Origin of the sequence: Pleomorphomonas sp. T1.2MG-36 (genome assembly GCF_950100655.1) — a bacterium.
GTDB lineage: Bacteria > Pseudomonadota > Alphaproteobacteria > Rhizobiales > Pleomorphomonadaceae > Pleomorphomonas.
On sequence record NZ_CATNLY010000004.1, the window covers coordinates 17,203 to 36,086 of the forward strand.

18 protein-coding genes are annotated in these 18,884 nt (G+C 66.7%); 12 read left to right on the forward strand and 6 right to left on the reverse strand.

Going from position 1 to position 18,884, the window contains the following annotated elements:
* Window positions 1-171 precede the first annotated feature (171 nt).
* A complete protein-coding gene (locus QQZ18_RS06240; RefSeq protein ID WP_284539178.1) occupies window positions 172-480 on the forward strand; it encodes a HigA family addiction module antitoxin in 309 nt (102 codons plus the stop codon).
* Window positions 481-812: 332 nt separating this feature from the next.
* Here QQZ18_RS06240 and QQZ18_RS06245 read toward each other — a convergent pair whose 3' ends face one another.
* The gene (locus QQZ18_RS06245; protein WP_284539180.1) at window positions 813-1,466 is read right to left on the reverse strand and encodes a class I SAM-dependent methyltransferase; all 654 of its coding nucleotides are present in this window, start codon (window positions 1,464-1,466) and stop codon (window positions 813-815) included.
* A gap of 360 nt (window positions 1,467-1,826) precedes the next feature.
* Between QQZ18_RS06245 and QQZ18_RS06250 the strand changes: the two genes are divergently transcribed.
* Window positions 1,827-2,327: a hypothetical protein gene (locus QQZ18_RS06250; protein ID WP_284539182.1), complete on the forward strand. Its 501-nt coding sequence runs from the start codon at window positions 1,827-1,829 to the stop codon at window positions 2,325-2,327.
* Window positions 2,328-2,583: 256 nt separating this feature from the next.
* On the opposite strand, the gene QQZ18_RS06255 is transcribed toward QQZ18_RS06250, so the two are convergent.
* Window positions 2,584-3,573, reverse strand: a complete 990-nt coding sequence (locus tag QQZ18_RS06255; RefSeq protein WP_284539184.1) for a Gfo/Idh/MocA family oxidoreductase — start codon at window positions 3,571-3,573, stop codon at window positions 2,584-2,586.
* Between the two features lie 1,137 nt (window positions 3,574-4,710).
* Window positions 4,711-5,973 (reverse strand): MFS transporter, encoded by a 1,263-nt coding sequence (locus QQZ18_RS06260; protein ID WP_284539186.1) that lies wholly within the window; start codon window positions 5,971-5,973, stop codon window positions 4,711-4,713.
* Between the two features lie 234 nt (window positions 5,974-6,207).
* Between QQZ18_RS06260 and QQZ18_RS06265 the strand changes: the two genes are divergently transcribed.
* The 4 genes from QQZ18_RS06265 (at window position 6,208) to QQZ18_RS06280 (ending at window position 11,172) form a co-directional block, all read left to right on the forward strand.
* Window positions 6,208-7,131, forward strand: a complete 924-nt coding sequence (locus QQZ18_RS06265; protein ID WP_284539188.1) for a LysR substrate-binding domain-containing protein — start codon at window positions 6,208-6,210, stop codon at window positions 7,129-7,131.
* Window positions 7,132-7,768: 637 nt separating this feature from the next.
* On the forward strand, window positions 7,769-8,557 hold the full coding sequence (locus tag QQZ18_RS06270) for an alpha/beta hydrolase (protein WP_284539190.1): 789 nt from the start codon (window positions 7,769-7,771) through the stop codon (window positions 8,555-8,557).
* Window positions 8,558-9,455: 898 nt separating this feature from the next.
* Window positions 9,456-10,100 carry a LysE family translocator gene (locus QQZ18_RS06275; protein WP_284539192.1) on the forward strand — a complete coding sequence of 215 codons (645 nt, stop codon included), beginning with the start codon at window positions 9,456-9,458 and terminating at the stop codon, window positions 10,098-10,100.
* Between the two features lie 289 nt (window positions 10,101-10,389).
* Complete coding sequence (locus QQZ18_RS06280) at window positions 10,390-11,172, forward strand: PRC-barrel domain-containing protein (protein WP_284539194.1); 783 nt, start codon at window positions 10,390-10,392, stop codon at window positions 11,170-11,172.
* 101 nt (window positions 11,173-11,273) lie between these two features.
* Here QQZ18_RS06280 and QQZ18_RS06285 read toward each other — a convergent pair whose 3' ends face one another.
* Window positions 11,274-11,525, reverse strand: coding sequence for an excalibur calcium-binding domain-containing protein (locus QQZ18_RS06285; protein WP_284539196.1), 252 nt, complete (start codon window positions 11,523-11,525; stop codon window positions 11,274-11,276).
* Window positions 11,526-11,752: 227 nt separating this feature from the next.
* On the opposite strand from QQZ18_RS06285, the gene QQZ18_RS06290 reads away from it, so the two are divergent.
* Window positions 11,753-12,223, forward strand: a complete 471-nt coding sequence (locus tag QQZ18_RS06290; RefSeq protein ID WP_284539199.1) for a DUF4126 domain-containing protein — start codon at window positions 11,753-11,755, stop codon at window positions 12,221-12,223.
* A 450-nt stretch (window positions 12,224-12,673) separates the two neighbouring features.
* Window positions 12,674-13,564: a cation diffusion facilitator family transporter gene (locus QQZ18_RS06295; protein WP_284539201.1), complete on the forward strand. Its 891-nt coding sequence runs from the start codon at window positions 12,674-12,676 to the stop codon at window positions 13,562-13,564.
* An 84-nt stretch (window positions 13,565-13,648) separates the two neighbouring features.
* Here QQZ18_RS06295 and QQZ18_RS06300 read toward each other — a convergent pair whose 3' ends face one another.
* Entirely contained in the window at window positions 13,649-13,855 is a 207-nt protein-coding gene (locus QQZ18_RS06300) for a hypothetical protein (protein WP_284539203.1), read from the reverse strand.
* 485 nt (window positions 13,856-14,340) lie between these two features.
* Between QQZ18_RS06300 and QQZ18_RS06305 the strand changes: the two genes are divergently transcribed.
* The 4 genes from QQZ18_RS06305 (at window position 14,341) to QQZ18_RS06320 (ending at window position 17,586) form a co-directional block, all read left to right on the forward strand.
* Window positions 14,341-14,481 (forward strand): hypothetical protein, encoded by a 141-nt coding sequence (locus QQZ18_RS06305; RefSeq protein ID WP_284539204.1) that lies wholly within the window; start codon window positions 14,341-14,343, stop codon window positions 14,479-14,481.
* Window positions 14,482-14,487: 6 nt separating this feature from the next.
* Window positions 14,488-14,754, forward strand: coding sequence for a hypothetical protein (locus tag QQZ18_RS06310; protein WP_284539205.1), 267 nt, complete (start codon window positions 14,488-14,490; stop codon window positions 14,752-14,754).
* Between the two features lie 49 nt (window positions 14,755-14,803).
* Window positions 14,804-17,119, forward strand: a complete 2,316-nt coding sequence (locus QQZ18_RS06315; protein WP_284539207.1) for a glycosyltransferase family 4 protein — start codon at window positions 14,804-14,806, stop codon at window positions 17,117-17,119.
* 74 nt (window positions 17,120-17,193) lie between these two features.
* Window positions 17,194-17,586, forward strand: coding sequence for a GFA family protein (locus tag QQZ18_RS06320; protein WP_284539209.1), 393 nt, complete (start codon window positions 17,194-17,196; stop codon window positions 17,584-17,586).
* A 662-nt stretch (window positions 17,587-18,248) separates the two neighbouring features.
* Here the strand turns inward: QQZ18_RS06320 and QQZ18_RS06325 are convergent.
* Entirely contained in the window at window positions 18,249-18,884 is a 636-nt protein-coding gene (locus QQZ18_RS06325) for a protein-L-isoaspartate O-methyltransferase family protein (protein ID WP_342398912.1), read from the reverse strand.

The window sequence follows — 18,884 nt, forward strand, 5'->3', positions numbered from 1 at the left end:
AATGGTTCAGACTTTCATCTGCGGCGTTGCCCTAAGTGCGATGGCGGCGCACCTGGAATATAAGGGAGAGCGGCATCGGGCGACCGCTCTACCGCCCTAAGGTCCCCACTTTCGAATGCAGAAAGCGTCGGATATCTATCTCGACGATCACAGCTACCGGTGAGGTGACGAATGTTGATGACCAAGCGCAAGCCGGCCACCGTTGGCGAGATCCTGACGGAGGAGTTCATGCAGCCGCTCGGGCTGACGCAGGCGGCGCTGGCCGAGGCGATGGGCGTTCAGCGCAAGCACGTCAATGAGCTTTGCAACGACCGCCGCAACGTGACGGCGGCCACCGCGCTCATCCTGGCGCGGGTGTTCGGCAACAGTGCCGATTTCTGGCTGAACGTGCAGCGCCGCAGCGACCTGTGGGAGGCCATGAACAGCCCCAAGGAGCTGGCGCGGATCGAGCGGGCGAAGCCGCTGCAATCGGCGGCGTAGGGAACGCCCCGGCCCTCCGCTTCTATCAAGCCCAAGGCTTCCGCCGCCACGGCTCCCGCGACTTCGAGCTGGAGGGGGAGCGGCACGAGAACTTCATTCTGGTGAGGGGGATTGTCGGGTGATGGGTGAAGAGGGAGCGTGATATCGGCCGCTCGCTCTACCGTCCCGAGGTCCTGCGCCTTCGCGCAGGATGACGGCCTATGTATTTGTTTTTATTAATATAAGTTCGTCATCCTGCGCGAAGGCGCAGGACCTCAGGCCGGAAGGGGCGCGAGGCCGATATCGAGCGATGGCGGCGATAGAGGCGGGGCTGTGGCTCCGCCTTTCTTGTCTCACGCCACGGCTACCCACCCCCGAAACGACAGGGCGGCGTAGAAGAGGGCGATCTCGGAGAAGCCGGCGTCGCGGAGCAGGGCTTCGTCGTCGGCGGTGGCGAGGATCGGCAGGCGCTGGGCCATCTGGGTGGCGGCGGCCGGGGTGGCGGGGTTGCCGGCGAAGGCGAGCGAGCGGGAGAGCCAGCGGGTGAGGTCCGCGCCGTCGGCGGCGCTGTGGTGGGCGACCACCAGGGCCGCGCCGGGGCGGAGGCGGCGGTGGATTTCGCGGAGGGTGCGGAGGCGTTCGTCGCGGTCGAGGAAATGCAGGGTCAACAGGCAGGTGGCGCCGTCGAACGGGCCTTCCGGCGCGGCGTCGATGGTGCCGAGCCGCAGGTCGGCGCGCGGGGCGTGGGGGCCGAGGGTGCGGCGGGCCAGATCGAGCATTTCGGCCGAGGGATCGACGCCGAGGAAGCGCCAGCCGGGCTGGCCTTCCGCGAAGGCGCGGAACTCCAGGCCGCCGCCGGCGCCGACCACCAGGATCTCGGCATCGTCGGGCGCCCGCTCGGCCAAGAGGATGGCCGCCATGCGGTGGAGATCGGCAAGGCCGGGCACCTTCTTCGGCGTCGCCTCGGCATAGCCGGCAACGACGGCGGGATCGCTGAACGGGATCATCAGCCGAACACTAGCGCGCAGTGGACGGCGAGGGCGGCGGTGGCGACGATGACGACATCATGTTGCATGGGAGGCTCCCGTGCTGGAGGAGGGGGGGCGGAGGTTTGGCTGTGTTTCATGTAACTTTATAAGTTACGATTCAGAATGTTTCAAGCGGCTGCCGGATAGCGATTGTTCTGGCACGGAGGAACGGCCGCCACGGTGGTCCTGTTCCCTTGGGGGATCGAAGCGCGAGGCGAGAACGCTTCGCGAAATGAGAGGGTTGGGCTTCGACTTTTGACGGGTTGAAAACTGCAACTTGAAATGGACGGGTGGCGGATATCCCCCTAGGGTCTTCCCATTGGGAACCTGGGGGATATCTTGCATAAGCTAACGATTGTCGGCGTGGTGGCCGTTGCCGCCGCGCTTGGCGCTTGCGCCAAAAGCCCTGAGAGCATTTCGCCGTCGTACGTCAGCGAGGTGGGCTATCAGGCCTGGAGCTGCCAGCAGCTGTCCGAGGAGACGCTGCGCCTGTCCTCGGCCTACGCGGTCGCCGCGCAGCAGCAGGAGAAGGCGCGCACCAACGACGTGGTCGGCGTGATCCTGATCGGCCTGCCGGTGTCGAGCATGAGCGGCGACAACATCGCGCCCGAGATCGCCCGCCTGAAGGGCGAGCAGGAGGCGGTCCGCAAGGCGATGGTGATCAAGAACTGCACGCCGGCCGCCGTGCCGCCGCCGGTGGTCAAGGCGCCTGCGGTGAAGGCGCCTGCGGTCAAGACTCCGGCGGCCAAGGCGCCGACTGCGGCGGCCGCGCCGGCTGCGGGGCAGGTGGCACCGATGGCGCCGGCCACTCCGGCGACGCAGGCACCGGCGAAGCCGTAAGCTGTCGCGGGACGGAAGGCCCCGTCCGCCGGGAGACCGGCGGGCGGCCTCTGCGCTTGGGATGACGGGGAGCCCGATACCAGCGCCTGAGATTTCTCGTCCCGAGGTCCTCGCCTTCGCAAGGATGACAGCTTTATATGAATGAAAACAAATGTATGGATCTGTCATCCTGCGCGAAGGCCGCTTGAATTCGCGCGTGAATTCAAGGTGGATCTCGGGCTGGAGCTGGTGGCGCGCCAGACGACCTGACCACCCCTCAGCCGCAGCTCGTCGCCGGTTTGCCGGCCGCCTCGATCGCCTTGTGGATGAGGGTCAGCGCGGCGATGGCGGGTTCGGGGCCGAAGGCGAGATGGGCCTTGCCGGCGATGGCATCCGCGATGTTGGCGTAGAAATCGTGCTGGCGGGAAGGTTCCAGCGGCACGCGCTCGCGGATCGACGTGCCGGCGCGGTCGGTGTGGAGGAGGGCGGTGGGCACCTCGCCCTCGGGGTAGGCGTTCTCGTGCGGGATGACCAGCGAACCCTTTTTGCCGTGGGCGACGATCACCGGCCCCTGCTCGCGCACGAAGGTGCTGCCGCGCAGCAGCACGCGGTGGCCGGGGTAGCGGAAGCGCACGTCGAAGAAATCGGTGGCGGCGTTGGGGCGGCGCAGCGAGTCCATGTCGGCGGCGACGGTGAGCGGTTGGCCGAACAGGGCGAGCATGCCGTCGACCAGGTGGATGCCGAGGTCGAACCAGGTGCCGGCGCCGGGCAGGTCGTCCTCCTTCCACCGCTTGTGGGTGACGAACGCGCGGTAGCGGTCGTAGTGCCACTCCAGCTCGACGAGGTCGCCGAGGTCGCGGGCGTCGAGGTGGCGCTTCAGGGTGAGGTAGTCGGCGTCGAGCCGGCGATTGTGGAACACGGCGAGGACGCGGCCGGCCGCCTTGGCTTCGGCCGCCAGCGCGCGGGCGTCGTCCACCGTCACGGTGATGGGCTTTTCCAGCACCACGTGCTTGCCGGCGGCCAGCGCCGCGCTGGCCATGGGGTAGTGCAGCTCGTTGGGCGTGTTGACGACGATGAGGTCGATGGCGGGATCGTCGAGGATGGCCTGGAAATCGGGCAAGCAGCGGGCGCCCTCGGGCTCGCTGCCGTCGGGGCCGGAGCGGCGCAGGATGGCGGCAAGCGACAGGCGCGGCTCGGCGGCGATCAGCGGCGCATGGAATTCGCGGCCCGACATGCCCCAGGCGGCGAGGGCGACGTTGATGGTCATGTGTGTCCGCTCCCAGTTTGTGAGCGGGCAGTATGAGGGCTCGGGGGATGTTGCGCCAGAGAGGGGGGCGATGTGGGGCACCTTTCGCCGTAATGCCAAGCGAGCGAGAGGGGCGGGGGCTGATGTCTGTTGGGAGACCGATATGGGCCCCTGAGATTTCTCGTCCTGAGGTCCTGGCCTTCGCCAGGATGACGGGAAATGGATATAAAACAAAGAGATGCGTAGCGCTTTCGTGGCGCTTTCGGTGAGTAAGAGAGGCTCCCGTTCGTATCAAACCGTCATCCTTGCGAAAGCGAGGACCTCGGGCAGGATGGAGCGAGGGGCTGATATCGGGCGCCTTCCCCTCGGTTCCAAGCGGGCGAGAGGGGGCGGGTGGCTGATGTCTGTTGGGAGACCGATATTAGCCCCTGAGATTTCTTGTCCTGAGGTCCTGGCCTTCGCCAGGATGACGGGAAATGGATATAAAACAAAGAGATGCGTAGCGCTTCCGTGGCGCTTTCTGTGAGTAAGAGAGGCTCCCGTTCCTATCAAACTGTCATCCTTGCGAAGGCGAGGACCTCGGGCAGAAAGGGGCGAGGGGCTGATATTGGGCGCCTTCCACCTCGGCTCCAAGTGAGCCAGAGGGGGCGGCTGATGTTGTTGGGAGACTGATATAGGCGGCAGCGATTTCTTGTCCCGAGGTCCTCGCTTTCGCCAGGATGACAGCTTGATATGAAGGGGAAACAGCTGGAGAGCGCGCCATACAGCGTGATGCCGCCAGAGCGACAAGCGTTGCGGATGACAGCGTGCTGACAGGAACCCACCACGTAACCGATTGTCATCCCTAAACATAATGCTGTCATCCTTGCGAAGGCCGCTTGAATTCGCGTGCGAATTCAAGGTGTACCTCGGGCAGGATGGAGCGAGGGGCTGATATCGGGTATCTTCCCCTCAGTTCCATGCGAGCGAGAGAGGGGCGGCTGATGTTGTTGGGAGATCGATATAGGCGGTTGCGATTTCTTGTCCCGAGGTCCTCGCTTTCGCAAGGATGACAGATTTATAGTTCTGTTTTTATTGCATTTATCCGTCATCCGTTCGTGCGGCGGGAACCTCAGGCAGTGTGGGCGGGGATGCTGTCGTCGTGCTAACCTGCCCCCATCACAGCCCCTCCAGCGCGCCGATCCTCAGCGTTGCCACCAGGATCACCCCGAGCATGGCCGAGACGAGGCCGACGATGGCTGGCCAGCCGCCGAGGCTCCACAGCCAGCCTCCTCCCGAACCCATGGAGGAGGAGCCGGCGTAGTAGGCGAGGAGGTAGAGCGAGGAGGCGTGGCCCTTGGAGCCCTTGGCCAGCCGGCCGACCCAGCCGCTCGCCACCGAGTGGATGATGAAGAAGCCGCCGGTGATGCCGGTGAGGCCGAGCACGATCATGACCAGCGAGGACGACAGCGTCATCAGCGTGCCCACGGCCATGAGGACGACGCCGATGAGCTGCGCCGGCACGCGGCCGTGGCGGTCGGCGAGGATGCCGGCCCAGGGGGAGGCGACGACGCCGGCGATGTAGACCAGGAACATGGCGCTGATGAAGCCGGGCGACAGGCCGAAGGGGGCGGCCGCCAGACGGAAGGTCAGGTAGTTGAACAGGGCGACGAAGCTGCCGAGCGCCAGGAAGCCGCACAGGAACACCAGCGCCATGCCCGGCGTGCGCAGATGGCCGAGCCAGGTGCGGGCGTGGGCGGCAAGGCTCATGCCCTTGCGGCGGACGAAGTTGCGCGAGGGCGGCAGCAACAGGGCGAAGCCGGCGGCGGCGATCAGGTCGAGGACGCCGATGATGGTCAGCGCGGTGCTCCAGGAGCAGAGCTCCATCAAGAGGCCGACGCCGACGCGGCCGGCCATGCCGCCGAAGGCGACGCCGCCGACATAGAGCCCCATGGCGGTGCCAAGCGAACGCGGCTCGATCTCCTCGGAGATGTAGGCCATGGCGACCGCCGGCACGCCGCCGAGCACGAAGCCCTCGGCCGCCCGGAGTAGCAGCAGCATGTGCCAGCTGGGCGACATGGCCGCGCCGATGTGGCAGAGCGCCGCCCCGAGCATGGACCAGAACATCATGCCGCGCCGGCCGAAGCCTTCGGAAAAGGCGCCGGCCAGCAGGATGGCGATGGCGAGGCTGCCGGTGGTCAGCGACAGCGCCAACGAACTCTCCGCCGGGCTGACGCCGTAGTGGGCGGCCAGGTTGGGCAACAGCGGCTGGATGGCATAGAGCAGCGAGAAGGTGGCAAAGCCGGCGAGGAACAGCGCCAGGCTGATGCGCCGGTAAGCGGCGCTGCCCTTGACGACGAAGGTCTTCTCGGCGGGTGTCTTCAGCGGCGTTTCGGCAGGCGCATCAGGGGGAAAGGCATCGAAGGGAGAGGCGAGCGACATGGGTCCGTTCCGGTTGGAGGCGCAACCTACTCCCTCCTCTGCTATAGATCGTCGGCAATTTACTTCATTCAGTTATGCCGATATTTTATAGCTTGGAACCTGACCCGAAACCCTGCCGGGGCGGGCATCCAGCTTGGTCTTCCGCGATTCTTGTGCTCGCGGGGTTTGAGCCCGCTCAAGGTCTCGAAGCCGTCGTCCCATCCCTCGCTCCGGCGAGTTTCGAGCGAGGTTCCCATGGACATTTCCCAGCTGCGCACCTTCGCCCTCGTCGCCGACCTCGGCAGCCTCAACAAGGCGTCGGGGCGGCTCAGGATCGCCCAGCCGGCGCTCTCCCGGCAGATCCGCCTGTTGGAGGAGGATCTCGGCGTGCGGCTGTTCGAGCGGCACGGGCGCGGCATGCGGCTGACCGAGCACGGCGTGGCGGCGCTGGAGCATGCGCGGCACATCCTGGGCGAGCTCGAGGACCTGCGCGTGGCGGTGGGCGGGCCGGAGGCCGGCATGGTCGGCAGCGTGTCGGTGGGGCTGTCGCCCACCATCTCCAACGCCCTGTCGGTGCCGCTGGTCGCCGCCTTCCGCGCGGCGCACCCGGCGGTGCGGGTGCGCATCGTCACCTCCTACACCGGCTATCTGCTCGACAGCCTGTTCCGGGGCGATATCGACGCGGCCATCCTCTACAACGCCCGGGCCAACCAGGCGCTCCGCACCGAGCCGATCCTGTCGGAAAACCTGTTCCTGATCGGCCCGGTCGGCGCCGACCTCAGCCCCGACCGCCCGGTGGCGTTCAAGGAGCTGGCGGCGCTGCCGCTGCTGCTGCCGAGCCGCGGCCACGACCTCAGGGCGGTGGTCGAGGACTGCGCGCGGCAGGCCGGCATCGACATCGACGTGGTGGTGGAGGTGGACGGCTACGGCTCGCTGAAGGAGCTGGTGGGCGCCGGCTACGGCTACACCATCATGCCCGCCACCGCCTTCGAGCACGAACCGACCGCCGCCGACTTCCGCCTTGCCCCGCTGGCCAACCCCTCGCCGGTGCGGCAGCTGGCGCTGTGCTACCCGAGGGATCGCCGGGTGTCGCGGGCGGCGCTGTTCGCCGGCGAGGTGATGAAGGAGAAGATGATCGGGCTGGTGAAGGAAGGAACGTGGAACGGGACGCTGGTGTAGGGGCGTGGGAGGAGAGGGAGATCGATATCGGCCCTTGCGATTTCTTGTCCTGAGGTACACCTTGCATTCGCGCGCGAATGCAAGCGGCTTTCGCAAGGATGACAGACTGATATAGAGGTATCTGTGGGTCAAGCCGCCTGCGACGCTCCCAAACGTCATCACCGCCACGACGCGGAGCACGGCGCTTGCATGTGCCGGTGCCCCGCTATCCGATTGTTCCCTATATATAATTCTGTCATCCTTGCGAAAGCGAGGACCTCCGGCAGAATGGGGCGCGCGGGTGATATCAATCTCCCCTTGGGTGCGGGAGCTTGATATCGGCCTTTGCGATTTCTCATCCCGAGGTACACCTTGCATTCGCGCGCGAGTGCAAGCGGCCGGTGCCAGGATGACTGTTGAAAGATATGAAACAAGAGGAAATGTCGAGTTTCAGGTGCTTCCCCGGCTGCACGACGACGCTCCCGTTCCTACCCTCTCCTGTCATTCTGCGCGGAGGCGCAAAACCTCGGGCAGAAAGAGGCTGGGGGCCTCTATAGGGCGCCAACCGGGGCCGTATTGTGCCGAGGGGGCGGCAGGCATATGCCATGCCGGCAACTTGAGGTGGGCGGCGCCCGTCGGTGGGTCCGGGATTGGCATCATGATTCTTCGCGGTGAGTATTTTTCGCCCGCGCTCCAGATGGAGACGCGGCTGTCGCTGTTCGTTCCCAATGGAACGGGGGCGAGCGGCAAGCGGTCGGCGGTGTACCTGCTGCACGGCCTCTGCGGCCGGTCGGGCGATTTTCTCGACTACACGACGCTGGCGACCTTCGCCGCCGAGGGCGATGCCATCCTGATCATGCCGGAGGTGGCGCGCAGCTTCTACGCCGACATGCGCTATGGCCTCGATTACTTCACCCATGTGGCCGACGAACTGCCCCGCGTCTGCGCCGACCTGTTCAACATCGATGCCGCGCGCGAGCGGACGGGCGTGGTCGGCGCGTCGATGGGCGGCTTCGGCGCGCTGCGCGTCGCGCTCACGCGGCCCGAGCGGTTCGGCTGGTGCGCCGCCTTCTCCTCGCCCTGCCTCAACCTTCGCGAGGACTTCGACCTTAAGGCGCGCGGCCTGACGGTGGAGGCGCTGAAGGGCATGTGGGGCGAGCGGTTGATCAAGGATTTCCAGGCCATCCTGGGCGAGGACCTCGCCTACGACCCACGGCTCGACGTTCCCGCCCTGGCGCGGGGGCTTGCCGGGGCGGCCGTCAAGCCCCGGATCCACACGGCCTGCGGCCTGTCGGACCCGTTCTTCCTCACCGACAACCGTCGCTTCGCCTCGGAGATGGAAACGCTGGGCTTCGACTTCGGCTACGAGGAATGGGACGGCGGCCACGACTGGGCCTTCTTCGGCCAAGCTCTCGACAAGGCGCTGAAGTGGGGCGCGGCCGGCTGAGGTTCACGCCTCTGCCCTGCTGGCGCGGATGCCGTGGCCAATGGTGCGGGATCGAGAGGTGGGGCGGGGAGGGCGATATCGGCGGGTGCGATTTCAAGGTGGACCTCAGGCAGGAATGGACGTGGGGCTGATATCGGGCAATCTGGGAAGGGGGGGCGTGATAGGGGGGCGAGGAGCGTTCTCGTCCTGAGGTCCACCTTGCATTCGCGAGCGAATGCAAGCGGCCTGCGCGAGGATGACAGGAAATGGATATGAAACAAATAGATAGAGCGTTGTGCGTGGGATGCGAGGTTGTCGCTTGCTATTGAGGCAGGCGATGCGCTGGATGAGTTCGTGCGCCGCTTATCCAACTGTTTCCAATTTATAAATTGTCATCCTTGCGCAGGCGAGGACCTCAGGCAGGAAGGGGCGGTGAGGTTCATATAGGGCGCCTGCGGCTCATGGAGCTTGATAGGGGCCGAGGAGTAATCTCGTCCTGAGGTCCTCGCCTTCGCGAGGATGACAGGAAATGGATATGAAACAAGGAGATGCGTGGCGTTTCCGGTGCGTCCTCGGTGAGTGAGAGAGGCTCCCACTCTCCCATCAGGCCGTCATCCTTGCGCAGGCGAGGACCTCAGGCAGGAAGGGGCGGTGAGGTTCATATAGGGCGCCTGCGGCTCATGGAGCGTGATAGGGGCCGAGGAGCGATCTCGTCCCGAGGTCCTGCGCATGAAGCGCAGGATGACGGGAAATGGATATGAAACAGGGAGATGCGTCGCGTTTCGCTTGCTTTCGGTGAGCCGGAGAGGCGCGCTTTCGCTCCATCGCATGGCATCTCACCGCCGCGTAGCCGCCGCAGGGAAACTCTGGCAGGATGGGGCTTCCGCCTCTCTTCGCTTCCCCTGGCCGAGGGCTTTGCATGGATGTCGTGACGCTTCTGCTGTTCGTCTCCGCCGTGGTCGTGCTGACGGTGACGCCGGGGCCGGATCTGTTTCTGATCGTCGGGCGGGGCATCGCCCAGGGACGGGCGGCGGCGCTGTTCACGGCCTTCGGCTTCTTCCTCGCCGGCTTCGTGCAGGTGCCGCTGCTGGCGCTGGGCCTTGCCGGTGTCGTGGCGAAGAACCCGGTTCTGTTCGACGTGCTGCGCTATGGCGGCGGCGCCTATCTGATGTGGCGCGGCCTCCGCATGGTGCTCCACGCCGGGCGCGGCGTGGCGGCTCCGGCGACGCAGGCCTCGGCCGGGGCGGCGATGCGGGAGGGCTTCGTCGCCAGCCTTCTCAACCCCAAGAGCCACGTGTTCCTGCTGGCCTTCCTGCCGCAGTTCGTGCGGCCGGAGGCGGGATCGGTGATGGTGCAGTTCCTGGTGCTCGGCATCGTCATGCGGGTGGTCGCCCTGCTGGTCGAGGGCGGGATCGCGCTGTTCGCCGGCTCGATCGGCCAGCGCCTCCGGCGGTCGTCGCGGCTGGGCGCGTGGCTGGAACGGCTCGCCGGCTGCCTGCTGGTGGCCGTGGGCCTGCGCCTCGTGCTGATGGGCCGCCCTGAGGACGCCGTGGCGCGGGCCTGAGGCGCCCGTCGAGCCCTGTCGGCGACGTCCCGCGCCGGCCGTCCATCGCCCCGGCCCATCTAGAAATCCGTGCCTCCTCTGGAACAAAGGCGGTGGGGTGGGCGTTACCCCATCAGTCTCCGTGATGGTGGCCGAGAGGGCTTGTCCGTTCCCCCTGGTCGCGCCGGGAGACCCGATTTCGCGCCGCTGCCTGGACGGACCGCAAGGCGAGGCAGCACCTGGCCGGCGCCGTGGCTCCCATGAGGGAGCGATGCGGGCGACGGCCGACGCACACTCAAGGAGCGCCCACATGCTGTGGAATGCATCGAAGATCGAAGGTTACACCGTCGCTGCCAGTGACGGCGACATCGGCACCGTCAGCGATCTGCTGTTCGACGACCAGAGCTGGCAGATCCGCTGGCTGGTGGTCGACACCGGCACCTGGTTCACCGAGCGCAAGGTGCTGCTGCCGACCTCCACCCTGGGCCACGCCGACGTGCAGGCCGAACGCTTCTCGGTGAGGCTGACGCGCCAGCAGGTCAAGGACAGCCCAGATATCGACACCCAGCGGCCGGTCTCGCGCCAGTCGGAAAGCGACATCTACGGCTACTACGGCTGGACGCCCTACTGGGGCGGCGGACTTTACTCCGCCGGCTACGGCACCGGCATGACGGCGCCGCTGCTGGCGCCGACGCCCGAGACGCAGCGCCTTCATCGCGAGGCGGTGGAGGCGCAGAAGGGCCGCGACGACCCCAACCTGCGCAGCATCAACGCGGTGGAGGGTTACTACATCAAGGCCACCGACGGCGACATCGGCCATGTCGAGGACATGCTGGTGGAGGAGTCCGACTGGAGCATCCACTACCTGGTGATCGACACCAAGAACTGGTGGCCGGGCAAGAAGGTGCTGATCTCGCCGCGCTCGGCGCACGACATCAGCTGGGCCAACAAGACCGTTTCCCTCAACGTCACCCGGGACAAGGTCAAGAACAGCCCCGAGTATGACCAGTCGACCGTCGTCGACCGCGCCTACGAGGACCGGTTCGGGACCTATTACAACGACGCCGATCCCCGCATGAGACGCCACGGCTGACCGTTCGACTGAGCGAGACGAATGGAGCCGGCCCTGGGGCGTGAGCCGCCGGGGCCGGCTTTTTCGTGTTGTGGTGAGGCGCAGACGGTCGCGTGACGGCGTCACTCACAGCCGATCTCGCTCTGAATCTCCTGCACTTGCTCGCGGCTGTGGCAGACGTTTTCGCAGGGGATGCCGTCGTGGTCGCCGTCGGCCCGGCTATAGCCGCCGCACCAGAGTTCGACGGCCTCGCGGCAGCTGTCGACGGTCTTGCAGGTTGCGCCCCGCGCCAGGACGGTCGCGTCCGGGCTCGCCACCTTGGGGCGAGGAAAGGCCGCGGCCGGCGACGGGGCCGCCAGAAGGAGGGCGCCCAAGAGGAGTATCCAGCGGGGGGGCATCGTGTCCGACCGAGCAGGGATTTCCGCATGGATACGCCGAGCGGGGGAAGGCGTCCATGCAACTGGCGTCGAGGGCGGTTTGCGCAAGGGCATCCGCCGGCCATCGCCGTTCCCATCAGGCCACCTGGGCCAGGCGAACATATCGGGCGTCCCTTTTTGTCGGGGTCGACTGAACCGTCGACCGACTTTCGGGTTAAGTCGGCATGACATACTCAGCTCTCCTCCCCTCGTTTCTCATCGGCGCCGTTGCCAGCGCCCGGTCGATGACGCCCATGGCGACGATCGCCACCGTGCGGTTGGCCGGTCAGCGCATGCCGGGGCGGCTGTTCCTGCTGGATCATCCGGTCTTCAAGCTCGGCGCCCTGGCCATGGGCGTCGGGGAAGTGCTGGGCGACAAGATGAAGTCGGCGCCCGACCGCACCGTGTTCCTGGGCTTGCTGGCGCGCGTGATGAGCGCCGGCATCGCCGGGGCGGCGCTGGCGCCGCGCGGACAGGAGAAGGCCGGTGCCGCCGCCGCGGTGGGCACGGCCATTCCGCTGGCTTACGCGACGCTGGCCGGTCGCAAGCGGGCCATGACGGCCATCGGCCAGACCCGTAGCGGGCTGATCGAGGACGCCCTGGTGGCGGCGGCGTGCGCGGGCATCGTGGCTTTGGCGGTGAAGCGCGGGCGGTGAGGGTGGGGAAGAGTGGAAGGGTGGCCTATATGGGCCGATTGCCTCATCCTGCCCGAGGTCCTCGCCTTCGCGAGGATGACAGGAACTTGATATGTAACAAGTATTTGGCGGATCGCGAGTAGTTTGCGGCTGATCCCACTGGTAAAGGGAGAGGCGCTTTCGGCTGCTCCCATTCACGAGGCCTCTGTGCGGCCCCTCCTCATTCACGAGAGCGTCTACTCAGCACTCATGCCCGCTTCCAGCAGCAGGGCGGCCGTTTCGGTTGGGGCGGACAGCATGAGGGCGTGGCCGGCTGGGATTTCGCGGTAGGTCCATTCGCCGCCTCGTCTGGCGGCCCGCCGTGACGGTACCGACCAAAGTGCGGGGGAGAGGCGACCAACGGCCGGTTGACCGGGGGCTTGGCGGCGGATAGGGCGTTAGGCCTTCGCATCGCATCTCCGGAGCCGGTCCATGACCCCCACAACCACGCATCTCGCCGTTGGCAGCCTTGTCGTGGGCTTTGCCGTGCTGGGGCTGAAGGCGGTGGCCTATTGGCTGACCGGCTCGGTGGCGCTGATGTCGGACGCGCTGGAAAGCATCGTCAATGTGGTCACGGCGCTGGTGGCGCTGGTGGCCATCCGCGTCGCCGCCGCGCCGGCCGACACGGCGCACCCCTACGGCCATTACAAGGCGGAGTTCTTCAGCGCCGTGGTCGAGGGGGCGATGATCATCGTCGCCGCCGTGCTGATCATGAACGAGGCTTGGAAGGGGCTGATGGCGCCGCGCCCGCTGGACGCGCCCTTCGAGGGCCTCTTGGTCAACGGGTTGGCGACGGCCATCAACGGCCTGTGGTGCTGGGTGCTGATCGTCTGGGGGCGGCGGATGAAGTCGCCGGCACTGGTGGCCGACGGCCATCACCTTCTCTCCGACGTGCTGTCGTCGGGCGCCGTGGTGCTCGGCGTGCTGCTGGCGGTGCTGACCGGCTGGTACGTGCTCGACCCCATCCTGGCCGGGCTGGTGGCGATCAACATTCTCTGGTCGGGCTGGAAGGTGGTGACCTCGTCGCTGAGCGGGCTGCTCGACGAGGCGGTGCCGGACGATCAACTGGCAAAGATGCGCGCTGTCATCGCCACGGCCACGGCCGGCATCATCGAGGTGCACGACCTCCGCACCCGCCACGCCGGCAAGATGACCTTCGTCGACTGCCATCTGGTGGTGCCCGGCGCCATCACCGTCAACGAGGCGCACGCCATGTGCGACGCCATCGAACAGGCGGTGCGCGACGAGTTCGGCGACGTGACCATCACCATCCACGTGGAGCCCGACAGCCATGCCGAGGAGGGGCGGGCGCTGGTGCTCTAGGCGCGATCGCCGGTTGCCCGGTCGGGCGCTCATACCGGTTCCGTCAGTCTCCGCCCGGACGGTCGCACCCTGACGGATGCGGCATCAGTCGGCGGCGAGGTCCGGGCGCCCGGAGGGCAGGGGGTCCATGGCCCGATCCTGCGCCAGCTTTACGCCCTGTTCGGCGCCGTCGGCCACCGGTGCGAGCGCGCCGCCGCAGCACTGCTCGTCCTTGTACAGCCGGTAGCCATAGGCGACGGCCACGCTGGCGGCCACGACCAGACAGACATAGAGAAAATAGCGCGACGTCATTGCAAGTCCTTCGGGCAGGGCGGCTCAGCCGGGCGGGATATGCGCGACGGCTCGATTTCAAGCATAACTTTGAATGATCACGCGGCGGGGACCAATTTATCCTCTACCGTATATACTATTGATTGAAAAATTCAACGTCTGCCATTGAATGATCGAAAATCATTCTTAACTACTCAATTAAGGTCGACTCTGTCGAACAATGTGTCCGCAGGCACGAAATCCTGGTTTGGGCACGTTGTATTCGCAGGATGCCGAGCCGAAATACGATGGTTCGCCAAAGTGCGCTCCACGATTTCGACTGGCGCGTTCAGCAGATGTGCGAACGGCCGGAGTTCGCGGCACGCGCTCCGGTGGCAAGGCTTGCCGGCCCGACATGCAACACACGCCCGAACCGGTGCGGTTGCCAGCCAGACGACGGTCGCGACGCGGGGCTCGGCCCTTGCCGGTCCCGGCCGCCGGTGGACCAACAGGGAAAGGACCCGACCATGGCCAAGGAACAGAAGCGCGGCAACAAGGAAGCCCGAAAGCCGAAAGGCAACAAGAAGACGCCGGCCGTTTCCGCCAGCGCCTCGTCCCTGATGACCAACGGCGTTTCGCTCGCGCGGATGCCGAAGGCGAAAGCGTGAGTGCGCATGATGCCTGACAGCGAAATCGAATCCACCGTCACCTTTCATCACCCCTTCGTGCTGAAGGACTTCGAAACGCCGCAGGCGGCGGGCACCTATCGCCTCGTCTACGACATGGAGGAAATCCGCGGGCTTTCCTTCCTGGCGACACGGCGCACCGGCATCCGCCTCAACCTGCCGGCGCTGTCGGTTTCGGACCTTGCCAGCTCGGTCGTCCGGATCAGCCAGAGCGAACTCGACGCGATGATCGCCGAGGACGCACGACCGCGATGACGGACCCCGCGATAACGGCCTGAGGCCCCTCCAGGAAAGATCGGACGCCATGATACGAGTGAAAAGGGTCGCCTTCATCGGCAACTCGCTGCCCCGCCGCTGCGGCATCGCCACCTTCACCACCGAACTGCAGCAGGCGGTGGCTTCGGTGCGCCCGCGGCTTGGAACCTCGATCGTCGCCATGAACGACCCGGGGCACATCTACGCCTATCCCGACAGCGTCCGCGTCGAGATCGACGAGGGGCGGCCGGAGGACTATCTCGCCGCCGCCGAGATCCTGAACAGCAACCAGGTGGACGTCGTCTCGCTCCAGCACGAGTTCGGCATCTTCGGCGGCGAGGCCGGCGATTATATCCTCCCGCTGTTGTCGCGCCTGACGGTGCCGGTGGTGACCACGCTGCACACCGTGCTGGCCGCGCCGTCGGCCGAGCAGCGGCGGGTGATGGACGAGATCGTCCGGCTATCGGCGCGGGTGGTGGTGATGGCCGAAAAGGGCCGCCAGCTCCTCCGGGAGGTCTACGACGCCCCGGCCGACAAGATCCAGGTGATCGCCCACGGCATTCCGGACGTGCCCTTCGAGACGTCAGACCTCACCAAGCTGGCCGAGGGCTACGACAACCGCAAGGTCATCCTCACCTTCGGCCTCCTGTCGCCCAACAAGGGCATCGAGGTGATGATCGACGCCATGCCGGCCATCCTGAAGGCGTCGCCGACGGCCGTCTACGTGGTGCTGGGCGCCACCCACCCCAACCTGGTCCGCAACGACGGCGAAGCCTATCGCGACGGGCTGAAGGCGCGGGTCGACGCGCTCGGCATCACCGACAGCGTGGTGTTTCTCAACCAGTTCGTCGATCAGGCGACCCTGCTGCGCTGCATCTCGATGTGCGACGTCTACGTCACGCCCTATCTCAACGAGGCGCAGATGACGTCGGGCACGCTGGCCTACAGCTTCGGGCTGGGCCGGGCGGTGGTGTCGACGCCCTATTGGCACGCCGCCGAACTGCTGGCCGACGGCGCGGGCATCCTGGTGCCCTTCAACGATCGCGACGCCATCGGCGAGGCCGTCTCCGGCCTGCTGACCGACGACGCGCGGCGGCAGGAGATGTCGCGCGAGGCCTACCGGCTGAGCCGCTCCATGACCTGGGAGCAGACCGCCGGGCGCTATCTCAAGACCTTCGAGAGCGTGCTCGCCGAGCGCTCGGAACGGACGGCCGAGGGGCCGATGGCGGCCACCCGCGCCGCCACCCGCACGCCCGAGATCCGGCTCGACCACCTGATGGCGATGTCCGACGACACCGGCCTCATCCAGCACGCCGTGCATGCCGTTCCCGACCGGGGCCACGGCTATTGCGTCGACGACAACGCGCGCGGCCTGCTGCTGGCGACGACCCTGGAGCACACCGGCGACAGCGGTCTGCCCGATCAGGTGGCCGGCCGCTATGCCGCCTTCGTTCAGCACGCCTTCAACCCCGACAACGGCCGCTTCCGCAACTTCATGAGCTTCGACCGGCGCTGGCTGGAGGAGGTCGGCTCCGAGGACAGCCACGGGCGCACGCTGTGGGCGCTCGGCGACTGCGCCCGCAACGCCGCCGACCCGGCGCGGCGGCGCTGGGCGGCGGCGCTGTTCGCCAAGGCCCTGCCGGCGGTGGAGAGCTTCCGGTCGCCGCGCGCCTTCGCCTCGACCTTGCTGGGCCTGGTGCCGTACCGCGCCGCCCACCCGGACGACGAGGCGGCGCTGCGGCTTCAATCGCTTCTCTGCGACCGGCTGATGGCCCTGATCGGCGCCCTGGACACGGCCGACTGGACCTGGTTCGAGGAGGGGCTCGCCTATGACAACGCGCGGCTGCCGCAGGCGCTGATCGCCACGGGGCTCGCCACCCGGCATGGCTCCCTGGTCCGCACCGGCCTCGGCACGCTCAGCTGGCTGATCGGCATGCAGACGGCGCCCTCCGGCGTGTTCCGCCCGGTCGGCTCGCACTCCTTCGGCGCCTTGCGCCAGCCGCCGGAGCCGTTCGACCAGCAGCCGCTGGAAGCCGCCGCGACGATTTCGGCCTGCGTCGCCGCCTGGACCGCCACCAAGAACATCAAGTGGAAGATCGAGGCCGAGCGGGCCTTCGGCTGGTTCATGGGCGCCAACGACCTGTCGATCCCCCTGGTCGACGTCAAGACCGGGCGCTGCCGCGACGGCCTGCATCCCGACCGGGCCAACGAGAACTGCGGCGCGGAGTCGGTGGTCTCCTACCTGCTCGGCCTCGCCGAGATCCGCCAGCTGGTGCGGACGCGCAGCGCCGAGCCGGACGACAGGCCGGTGGTGCGGCTGGTGCCGCCGCGCCGACCGTCCATCGGTTCGGCGACCTTGCAGTGACATGGCGCCTCGTCGGCGGGAACCGTTGAACGGCGATCCAGGTTAATGCAACCTCCAGGCTGGAGGAGGCCGACATGGACGAGTTCGAAGGCGGGTGCCTGTGCGGCGCCGTGCGTCTCAAGGCAACGGGGCGGCCCTACCGGGTCGGCCTCTGCCACTGCACCGACTGCCGCAAGCACAGCGGCGCGCTGTTCCACGCCTCGGCGATCTTTCCCGAGGAGGCGGTGGAGGTGAAGGGCGAGACCTCCGACTACAAGGGCCGTCACTTCTGCCCGCGCTGCGGCTCGTCGGTATTCGGGGTGAGCGGCGACGAGGTGGAAGTGAGCCTCGGCGCCCTCGACGGCCCCAACCAGCTGACGCCCACCTACGAGCTGTGGTCCATCCGCCACGAAAGCTGGCTGCCGCAATTCTCGCTGAAGCACAGCTACGAGCGGGACCGCGAGGGTATGGGAAGGTATGAGGATTAGGGGAGGGGGAGCGCTATATCGGCGTTGCGCTTCGTTCTGCCTGAGGTCCTGCGCCTTCGCGCAGGATGACAATTTATATAGAGGGAACAGTTGGTTAGTGTTGCGACTCTTTCTATCACGCCGTCATCCTGCGCTTCAGGCGCAGGATCTCAGGAAGGTAGGGCGCGCGGTTGATATCGGGCGGCGTTGGTTGGGGAGCGCTATATCGGCGTTGAGCTTCGTTCTGCCTGAGGTCCTGCGCCTGAAGCGCAGGATGACGGCTTTATATAGATGGAACAGTTGGTTAGCGCTGCGGCACTTTCTATCACGCCGTCATCCTGCGCTTTAGGCGCAGGACCTCGGGAAGGTGGCGCACGCGGTTGATATCGGCGGCGTTGGTTGGGGAGCGCTATACCGGCCGCTCGTTCCATTCTGCCTGAGGTACACCTTGAATTCGCTCGCGAATTCAAGAGGCCTTCGCAAGGATGACAATTTATATATATGTAACAAGCGGATAGAGATTGCTTGCACTTGTGGGCGTTGTGTTTCCGCGTCGTGGCGGTGATGACGCAGCGGGGCTTTGAGGGCGGCTTATCCCACTGTTCCCTCTATATAAATTGTCATCCTTGCGCAGGCGAGGACCTCATGCCGGAAAGAGCGAGGGGTTCATATAGAGCTCCCCCTTACCCGCCCCCCTCCAGCTTCTCCGATGAGAACCACACATCGCGGTAGACGGCGAGGGCGGTGTCGTCGGGGGTGCGGTCGGTGGTGCGCCAGATGGAGCGGAGGGCGCGGACGGCGGCGGGGCTGTCCGGCAGCTTCAGAGGCTTCACCTCGCCGGAGGCGCCGACGCAAGGGATGAACCAGGCGCGCATCAAAGGGGTGACGGTGAAGCCGCCGGCCTCCGCCTTGATCAGCACCGTCTGCGCGATGTCCTCGCTCGGCCGCCAGGGGAGGATCAGCCGGCCGCCCGGATTGAGGGCGTCGAGCCAGTCGACGGGCGGGGCGGCGACGCCGGCGTTCACGTAGATCACGTCGGATTTCGGCAGCGGCTGGGCGGTGGCGTTGCCGTTCACCACCGTCACGCCCTCCATGGGCGCGAGGTTCCGGCGGGCGAGGTCGGCGAGGCGTTCGTCGATCTCGAAGGCGGTGACGGTGCCGGACGGCAGCACCAGCATCTGCAGGATGGCGGTGTAATAGCCGGTGCCCGCCCCGACGTGGGTCACCGCCTCGCCGGCTTCGGGGGCGACGGCGCCCATCCAGGCGGCGTGCAGGGACGGCTCGCCGTTGTTGATGCCCTTGGCAGCGTCGAGCGCCAC

Excerpts from the sequence above, each read along its gene's own strand:
- QQZ18_RS06240 (WP_284539178.1), top strand. The coding sequence starts at position 172 with ATGTTGATGACCAAGCGCAAGCCGGCCACCGTTGGCGAGATCCTGACG.
- QQZ18_RS06245 (WP_284539180.1), bottom strand. The coding sequence starts at position 1,466 with ATGATCCCGTTCAGCGATCCCGCCGTCGTTGCCGGCTATGCCGAGGCG.
- QQZ18_RS06255 (WP_284539184.1), bottom strand. The coding sequence starts at position 3,573 with ATGACCATCAACGTCGCCCTCGCCGCCTGGGGCATGTCGGGCCGCGAA.
- QQZ18_RS06260 (WP_284539186.1), bottom strand. The coding sequence starts at position 5,973 with ATGTCGCTCGCCTCTCCCTTCGATGCCTTTCCCCCTGATGCGCCTGCC.
- QQZ18_RS06265 (WP_284539188.1), top strand. The coding sequence starts at position 6,208 with ATGGACATTTCCCAGCTGCGCACCTTCGCCCTCGTCGCCGACCTCGGC.
- QQZ18_RS06270 (WP_284539190.1), top strand. The coding sequence starts at position 7,769 with ATGATTCTTCGCGGTGAGTATTTTTCGCCCGCGCTCCAGATGGAGACG.
- QQZ18_RS06275 (WP_284539192.1), top strand. The coding sequence starts at position 9,456 with ATGGATGTCGTGACGCTTCTGCTGTTCGTCTCCGCCGTGGTCGTGCTG.
- QQZ18_RS06280 (WP_284539194.1), top strand. The coding sequence starts at position 10,390 with ATGCTGTGGAATGCATCGAAGATCGAAGGTTACACCGTCGCTGCCAGT.
- QQZ18_RS06290 (WP_284539199.1), top strand. The coding sequence starts at position 11,753 with ATGACATACTCAGCTCTCCTCCCCTCGTTTCTCATCGGCGCCGTTGCC.
- QQZ18_RS06295 (WP_284539201.1), top strand. The coding sequence starts at position 12,674 with ATGACCCCCACAACCACGCATCTCGCCGTTGGCAGCCTTGTCGTGGGC.
- QQZ18_RS06300 (WP_284539203.1), bottom strand. The coding sequence starts at position 13,855 with ATGACGTCGCGCTATTTTCTCTATGTCTGTCTGGTCGTGGCCGCCAGC.
- QQZ18_RS06305 (WP_284539204.1), top strand. The coding sequence starts at position 14,341 with ATGGCCAAGGAACAGAAGCGCGGCAACAAGGAAGCCCGAAAGCCGAAA.
- QQZ18_RS06310 (WP_284539205.1), top strand. The coding sequence starts at position 14,488 with ATGATGCCTGACAGCGAAATCGAATCCACCGTCACCTTTCATCACCCC.
- QQZ18_RS06315 (WP_284539207.1), top strand. The coding sequence starts at position 14,804 with ATGATACGAGTGAAAAGGGTCGCCTTCATCGGCAACTCGCTGCCCCGC.
- QQZ18_RS06320 (WP_284539209.1), top strand. The coding sequence starts at position 17,194 with ATGGACGAGTTCGAAGGCGGGTGCCTGTGCGGCGCCGTGCGTCTCAAG.